At 68.9% G+C, this 4,157-nt stretch carries 4 protein-coding genes; 2 read left to right on the top strand and 2 right to left on the bottom strand.

Annotated elements, in window-relative coordinates:
- Positions 1-228 precede the first annotated feature (228 nt).
- Positions 229-822 (bottom strand): hypothetical protein, encoded by a 594-nt coding sequence (locus PKE44_RS15855; protein WP_324553054.1) that lies wholly within the window; start codon positions 820-822, stop codon positions 229-231.
- 128 nt (positions 823-950) lie between these two features.
- On the bottom strand, positions 951-2,480 hold the full coding sequence (locus PKE44_RS15850; RefSeq protein WP_324553052.1) for a potassium transporter TrkG: 1,530 nt from the start codon (positions 2,478-2,480) through the stop codon (positions 951-953).
- A 180-nt stretch (positions 2,481-2,660) separates the two neighbouring features.
- Here PKE44_RS15850 and PKE44_RS15845 point away from each other — a divergent pair, with 180 nt between their 5' ends.
- Both PKE44_RS15845 and PKE44_RS15840 read left to right on the top strand, forming a co-directional pair.
- The gene (locus PKE44_RS15845) at positions 2,661-3,335 is read left to right on the top strand and encodes a response regulator transcription factor (RefSeq protein WP_324553050.1); all 675 of its coding nucleotides are present in this window, start codon (positions 2,661-2,663) and stop codon (positions 3,333-3,335) included.
- Positions 3,319-4,157, top strand: an 839-nt coding sequence (locus tag PKE44_RS15840) for a HAMP domain-containing protein (RefSeq protein ID WP_324553048.1), incomplete at its 3' end; no start/stop codon positions are given. The genes PKE44_RS15845 and PKE44_RS15840, both read left to right, overlap by 17 nt.

Here is a 4,157-nt window from a genome sequence, read left to right as displayed (position 1 = left end):
CCCTCGGCGGCTTCGTGCGCAGGCGGGCCGTGCGCGCCGCCGCCGGCGGGCTGGTCGTGCTGTTCGGGCTGCTGCAGATCGGGCTGGCGCTGCGCGGCTTCGGGTGAGGCTACTGGGGCTTCGCGCCGCGGCGACGGCTGAAACCGCCCGCAGCGCCCGCCTCCGGCGTTGGCCGCGCTGCCCGGGCGCCGTTACCGCCTGCGCAGGGAAGGAATATGCCCCTGCGCTTCAGGCTGCTTTGGCGGTCCGGCGTGCCCGCAAGGCCACGACAAGCCCGAAACCGGCCGCCAGCAGGGCCAGTGCCGGGGGAGCCGGTACCGGCACGACGGCGGCAAAGGTGATGAAACCTGCCGTGCCGTCAGTGTTGTCGGCCGAGGGCAGCAGCGTCAGCCGGTGTTCCCCGGCCGCCAGCAGCAGGCCATCGAGCCGGGCATCGAAGTGGTGGATGATCTCCAGCGGTACGCCCTGATCATCCTCGCTGATCACCTCGGCGCGGACGCTGGAGGTGGTCCAGGGTACGCCGATGCCGTCGATCAGCAGATCGAGCACCGTCGGCGGACGGTTGTAGACGCCGCTGATGACGATCCCGAGCAGGCCCGGCGCCGCAAGGGCAAGCTGCCAGTCGGTGCTGCCGGTTTCGCTGGAGACTCCGTCGTCCGGACCCGCATCGAAGATGCCCGAGAGGGCACCGGCTGCTTCCCAGACAAACACACTGTGACCGCCGGCGGCGGGATCCTCGATCACGGCCGTCGCCTGGGCCGGAGCGGCCGCGAGCCACAGCAGCACGCTCAGTACCGGGACGCCGAAAAGACGCTGCAGCATGTCGCACCTCCGGCCATCTCCGGTGCCCGTCGTGGCCGGTGAGTGTAGCCGGCGTGGACCCGCGCGATGGAGGGCGGCCGGAATCAGGCGGTCTTGTCCGGAGGGAGGGTATTTCCGGCAACGCCCGCTCAGCGCCAGAACGACGGCACGAACAGCAGCAGCAGCGGAAACACCTCCAGCCGGCCGATCAGCATCGAGGCGGTGACGATCCAGGTCGCGGTGTCGCTGAGCGGCGAGAAGTTCGAGGCCGTCTCGCCGAGGCCGACGCCCATGTTGTTGATGCAGCCGGCGACCGAGCCGAAGGCGGTGACGAGGTCGGCGCCGGTTGCGGCGACGCCGATCGAACACGCGCAGTACGCGAAGATGTACAGGAAGTAGAACGCCAGCACCGCCTGCATGACGCGATCCGGCACCGTGCGCGTGCCGAGGCGCACCGGGATCTGCGCCGTCGGGCGGATCAGCAGCTTCATCTCGCGCACGCTCTGGCGGTACAGCAGCAGGAAGCGGATCGCCTTGATGCCGCCGCAGGTCGAGCCGACGCAGCCGCCGAAGAAGCTGCCGAGCAGCAGCAGCAGCGTCACCGCCATCGGCCAGTCCGGATAGCCGGCGGCGACCAGGCCGTTGTCGGTGACGATCGAGGCGGTCTGGAAGAAGCCGTGCACGATCGATTCCCACAGCGGGAAGGTGCCGCTGAAGTACAGCCCGGCGATCGCCGCGCCGATCAGCACGGCCATGACCTTGACGAAGAAGCGGAACTCCTCGTCGACGAGGATCGCGCGCAGGCTCTTCTGGCGCCACGCGAAGAAGAACAGCGCGAAGTTGACGGCCGCGACCAGCGAGAAGAAGCCGGCGACGAACTCGATGGCGTCGCTCTGATAGAAGCCGATCGAGGCGTCGTGCGTCGAGAAGCCGCCGAGCGCGATGGTCGCGAAGCTGTGGCAGACCGAATCGAAGAGGTCCATGCCGGCCAGCCAGAACGCGGCGGTGCAGAGCACGTTCAGGCCGACGTAGATGTACCAGAGGTTCTTGGCGGTCTCGGTGATGCGCGGCGTGAGCTTTTCGTCCTTCATCGGGCCGGGCGTCTCGGCGCGGTAGATCTGCATGCCGCCGACCCCGAGCATCGGCAGCAGCGCCACCGCCAGCACGACGATGCCCATGCCGCCGAAGAAGTTGAGCTGAGCGCGGTAATACACGATCGCGTGCGGCAGGCTGTCGATGCCGGCGAGCACGGTGGCGCCGGTCGTGGTCAGCCCCGAGACGGCCTCGAACACCGCATCGACCAGCGGCATGTGCGGCTGCTCGGAGAGCATGAACGGGATCGCCGACAGCAGCGACAGCGTCACCCAGAACGCGACGACGACCAGAAAGCCGTCGCGGTTGCGCAGGTCGAGCTTCTGGCGACGCACCGGCAGCCAGATCAGCAGGCCGCTCGCGAGCGTGATCAGCAGCGTGTGCGCGAACGGCTCGACCGCGCCGTCGCCGTAGAGCACGCCGATCGCCATCGGCGGCAGCATCGTGACGCTGAACATCGTCAGCATCAGTCCGAACAGGTGCAGGCTGGCCTTCAGCGGCGCCAGCGGCAGCGCCAGCGGCCCGCCGCGGTGGCGGTAGGGATCGAGCGAGCGGACGGTGTTGCGGTGCGGAGGCGGGGCGCTCATCGGGCTCCCGGCCGGCAGGCGGGCCGGCGTCTGGCAGGGGATCGGGAATCGGCTGCGACGATCGTCGTCGTCGTTGGCCGGCTGCACATAAAGCATTACCAAAACGCAATTTTTCAACTAAATTTACATGCCGGGCCGTTACCTTTCCTGCCTGCCGTTTCCAGCGAGCTTCGAGCCCCTATGAACATCCTCGTCATCGAAGACGACACCGTAGCTGCGGCGTATCTGGTCAAAGGACTCAACGAGAGCGGTTATCGCGTCGAGCACGCCGTGCGCGGCGACGATGGTCTGGTGCGGGCGCTCGAAGGTCGGCACGACGCGCTGATCGTCGACCGCATGCTGCCCGGGCTCGACGGACTGAGTCTGGTCAGCCGGCTGCGCGAATCCGGCTCGACGGTGCCGATCCTGGTGCTGTCGGCACTGGCCGAGCTCGACGACCGCGTCGTCGGTCTGCGTGCCGGCGGGGACGACTACCTGACCAAGCCCTACGCCTTCGCCGAGCTGCTCGCGCGGCTCGAAGCGCTGACCCGGCGGCACGGCACCGCCCCGCCGGTGCGCCTGCGCGTCGCCGACCTCGAACTCGACCTGCTCGCCCATACGGCCGTGCGCGCCGGTGCGCCGGTGCGGCTGCAGCCGCGCGAGTTCCGGCTGCTCGAATACCTCGCGCGCCACGCCGGACAGGTGGTCACGCGCGCGATGCTGCTCGAACACGTGTGGGCCTACAGCTTCGATCCGCAGACCAACGTCATCGACGTGCACATCAGCCGGTTGCGCGCCAAGATCGATCGCGCCGGCCTGCCGCCGCTGATCCACACGCTGCGCGGCATCGGCTACAAACTTGCCGAGAATCCGTAGCTTCGCGCGCACGACGGCCTTCCGGCTGTCGCTGCTGTTCGCGCTGCTCTACGGCAGTTGCGTCGCCGTGCTGCTCGGCGGCGTGTCATGGTCGATCCTGCGCTACGTCGATGGCGCGGTGCGCGACGAGCTCAATGCCGAGCTCGATGTCTATCGCGCCATCTACCGCGATCTCGGAGCCGATGGCCTGCGCTCGGCGCTGAAGCGCGTGCATGACGGGCGCAGCGTCACCGGCCGGACCCTGGCGCTGCTCGATGGCGAAGGCCGGCTGGTGCTCGGCTCGCTGCCGGTCGAGCTGCCGGCCGGGCTCGAACGCAACAGCGTGCAGTCGGTGGCCGGCAACGAATACCTGCTGATCACCGGCTCGCTCGCCGATGGTTCGCTGCTGGCGATCGCGCAGGGGCCGGACGGCATCCGCGGCCTGCACCGCTACATCCAGGAACTCGCGCGCTACGTGCTGCCGCTCGGCCTGCTGATCGCCGTGCTGCTCGGGCTGGTGCTCGGCAAGCGCAACAGCCGCCGCGTCGAGACGATCGCGCGCACCGCCGACGAGATCATGGCCGGCGACCTGACCCGGCGCCTGGAGATCAGCAACCACCACGACGAGATCGATGCGGTGGCGCTGCGCCTGAACCGCATCCTCGACCGGCTGGAAGCGCTGATGTCGGGCATGCGCCGCTTCTCGGACAACGTCGCGCACGACCTGCGCACGCCGCTGACGCGCATGCGCAACCGCGTCGAGGTCATGCTGCTCGAAGAGCGCACGCCCTCGGAGTACCGCACCGTGCTCGTGCAGACCTCGGACGAGGCCGAGCGCCTGAT

Source organism: Plasticicumulans sp. (assembly GCF_035331805.1).
Classification (GTDB): Bacteria; Pseudomonadota; Gammaproteobacteria; order Competibacterales; family Competibacteraceae; genus Plasticicumulans.
This window is presented reverse-complemented; position numbering and strand designations above follow the sequence as displayed.

Coding starts and splice junctions, on each gene's coding strand:
- PKE44_RS15845 (WP_324553050.1), top strand. CDS start 2,661: ATGAACATCCTCGTCATCGAAGACGACACCGTAGCTGCGGCGTATCTG.
- PKE44_RS15855 (WP_324553054.1), bottom strand. CDS start 822: ATGCTGCAGCGTCTTTTCGGCGTCCCGGTACTGAGCGTGCTGCTGTGG.
- PKE44_RS15850 (WP_324553052.1), bottom strand. CDS start 2,480: ATGAGCGCCCCGCCTCCGCACCGCAACACCGTCCGCTCGCTCGATCCC.